Annotated in this window: 3 protein-coding genes; all 3 read right to left on the bottom strand. The window is 43.8% G+C overall.

Annotated features, from left to right (window positions below; all coding sequences use genetic code 11):
- Positions 1–98: 98 nt before the first annotated feature.
- On the bottom strand, positions 99–914 hold the full coding sequence (locus NZM04_10245) for a class I SAM-dependent methyltransferase (GenBank protein MCS7064394.1): 816 nt from the start codon (positions 912–914) through the stop codon (positions 99–101).
- Positions 914–2,143 carry a glycosyltransferase gene (locus tag NZM04_10240; protein ID MCS7064393.1) on the bottom strand — a complete coding sequence of 410 codons (1,230 nt, stop codon included), beginning with the start codon at positions 2,141–2,143 and terminating at the stop codon, positions 914–916. Before NZM04_10240 ends, NZM04_10245 begins: the two co-directional genes overlap by 1 nt.
- Positions 2,144–2,335: 192 nt before the next feature.
- Positions 2,336–2,628: hypothetical protein (locus NZM04_10235; protein MCS7064392.1), on the bottom strand; the 293-nt coding region annotated here is incomplete at its 5' end.

Below are 2,628 nucleotides of genomic sequence, written 5' to 3'. Positions count from 1 at the left end.
ATCATCTAATGAGATCAGAGAGCGTAACAGATTCAGAGTTGCCGTTCTCCCGCCCCCATAAGAGTGGATTCCGAGCGCCTCTATGGCTATTTTCATGTTTATCTCCTATACTCTACACGTTTTTTAGCAATCGCAAAAATGTCATTGCAGAAAAAAAGTTTAATAAGCGGTGCATTAACCAGGAGATGCATTCCAGTCTTTAGTATGATATTCCTTTCTTGCTCAAAAGATTGAGTGTTTTTAAGTAATATTTTGGTCTGAAATCCATTTTTAATTAGAGCTCTCTGAAGCGAGAATGGGGTCTGTTCGTTTACATGAACCTCCTTGAATGGCCATCGATCTCGCGGATTGACGGGCAAGTGAATGCCTCGTAGGGCTTGAACTGCTCGATAAATAGGATAGCCGAGGGAATAATACCACAGATTAGGCATAGTATGTACAATAAGCCTTCCACCAGGTCTTAGAACTCGTCTTATTTCTTGCAGGGCCCAGTCAAGCTCATTTGGTTTCAAATGCTCAACTACATCAATCATAAATGATACGTCGATACTTTGGTCTTGAATCGGAATAAAACGTGCATCAGCTCGGATTAATTGTATTCGCTTGCGAGTCTCTGAATCGGTGTTGGATATAGCTTCTGTTGCAAATTCAAGCGCGGCAGATGAGTAGTCGATGCCCCAGACCCAAGCGCCGCGTAGAGCACAGTGCACCGCTAGTTCTCCGCGCCCACAGCCGACATCTAGCACATGCTCTCCACCTCGAATATTTGCCAATTTTAGTGCTATTATCAAGCGAATTGGTAGTTTTTTGCCGCGGCTAATACGAAATTCATGTGCGCCATTACACCAATGTTCGAAGTATTCCCGTGTATATGCGCCCGATGACACAGCGGGGGGAGGAATTTCTTGACGCATCACATGTCCTCCTTTCCTTGTTCTTGATTCAATTTCATATAAATTTGTATAAAATCTGACGCAACTCTGTCCCAATTGAGATACTCTATGACCATTTTTCTGGCAAAAATGCCCAGATTTTTGGAGAGAGCATTATCAGAGAGAATTCGAACTAGTGCTTGAGCCAGCGCTTCTGGATCCTTTTGTGGTACGAGTAGACCTGTACGGCCGTCGGAGACTACAAGAGGAATTCCACCGACAGAGGTAGCAACTATCGGCTTTCCAGCCGCCATTGCTTCTAAAATCGCTGTTGGAAGACCATCAAGATTACCGGTATCGTCCTCGATGGAGGGGACCACAAATACATCACTTGCGTGTAATAAATGCGCAACCTGTGTCCATGGGATAGCACCAACGAACCGGACCAAATCACGGACACCCATGGACTCCGTTAAGTCCTCTAATGACTTGCGTTCCGGACCATCGCCCGCAATGATGACCAAAATATTCTTTATTTTATTTTTTAAAATTGGGATCGATCTTATTAAATAATCGACCCCCTTTTTCTTGACTAATCGTCCTAAACTTAAAATCACATAACATTCATCAGGCCACCCTAGCTGTTTGCGTAGAGCAAGTTGAGATGGAAAGCGCGTGGGATCGAAAGCGTCGGGATCGGCTCCCCATAGCACTAGGCGTAGCTGATCCTTGGATGCACCAAGCGCTATTGCCCCCTCACACAATTGATAGCTGCAGGCCGTGATTGCAGCAGCATGTCGGAAGCAAGCCTTCGCGAGAGCGCTAAGGAGTCGGCTTTTACGTGCCAGAAAGACGTCAGATCCGTGAAGGCTAATTACGAGCGGGATTCTTGTAATCCGAGATAAAACCATTCCTGTTGGGGCGTTGGGGACTACCCAATGGGCGTGAAATATATCAAAACGGTAACGTAGATGTAGTTTTATAGTAGTAAATAGCGCGCCCATGAAGAAGAGTGGTGCGAGTGCATACGCGCCCTTTCGCAACGTTTGGTCATTATATAAAGCCTGTCCATAGCCCATTATTGCGAATTTATCAGGCCAAATATATCGGAAATGATGAATATATACAGCATCTTTTTCGAATTTTAGCGAGGGATGATAGGGCGTAACTACATGAACTTCATGCCCCTGGCGAGCAATGGCCTCGGCGATAGATCGAATAAAGCGTCCAGAACCATCATTTGGAAACCGAGGATATGTTGATGTTAGCATGCAAATCTTCATGGAAAATCTCCGTTGTTTTCCTTTATTATCATATTATAAGATAGGTATTAGGTTGAAAATATAGTTTCTCGGCGGAATATTCGTCTAGTAAACGCCAAAATTGCTCCAAGCGTTTTACAAGTCTGATTTATTATTCCAAGGATGATATTACAAATGTGTGTTTAAATTGGGTTAAAAAATTTATTTTATTTCCGATTCGGTGAGATTTTCTTCAAATCTGCAACCTTGTTCTTCCAGTTTTCGGAGACGATATAAGAGTTCTTCCAAAAGTTTGCGATTGTCACCGATTCGATCAGCTAGCAGGCCGAATAGGAAAATCTGAAAAGCCACAATTATCGAAAGAGTAGCAATAATAAGTGACTGAAGATGCCCACGTAGGACAAATCCTTCCGAAACAAAGAACCAAGCCAGCCGAGCGAACAGGATGGTGCCGATTAGCCAAAAGGGCAATGACAGATAGAAGAAGGCCCTTA

It is taken from the genome of Candidatus Methylacidiphilales bacterium, assembly GCA_025056655.1.
Lineage (GTDB): Bacteria > Verrucomicrobiota > Verrucomicrobiia > Methylacidiphilales > JANWVL01 > JANWVL01.
Note: the sequence above shows the minus strand (reverse complement) of the source record. Positions and strands in the feature narration are given on the sequence as shown.

Coding starts and splice junctions, on each gene's coding strand:
- NZM04_10245 (MCS7064394.1), bottom strand. CDS start 914: ATGCGTCAAGAAATTCCTCCCCCCGCTGTGTCATCGGGCGCATATACA.
- NZM04_10240 (MCS7064393.1), bottom strand. CDS start 2,143: ATGCTAACATCAACATATCCTCGGTTTCCAAATGATGGTTCTGGACGC.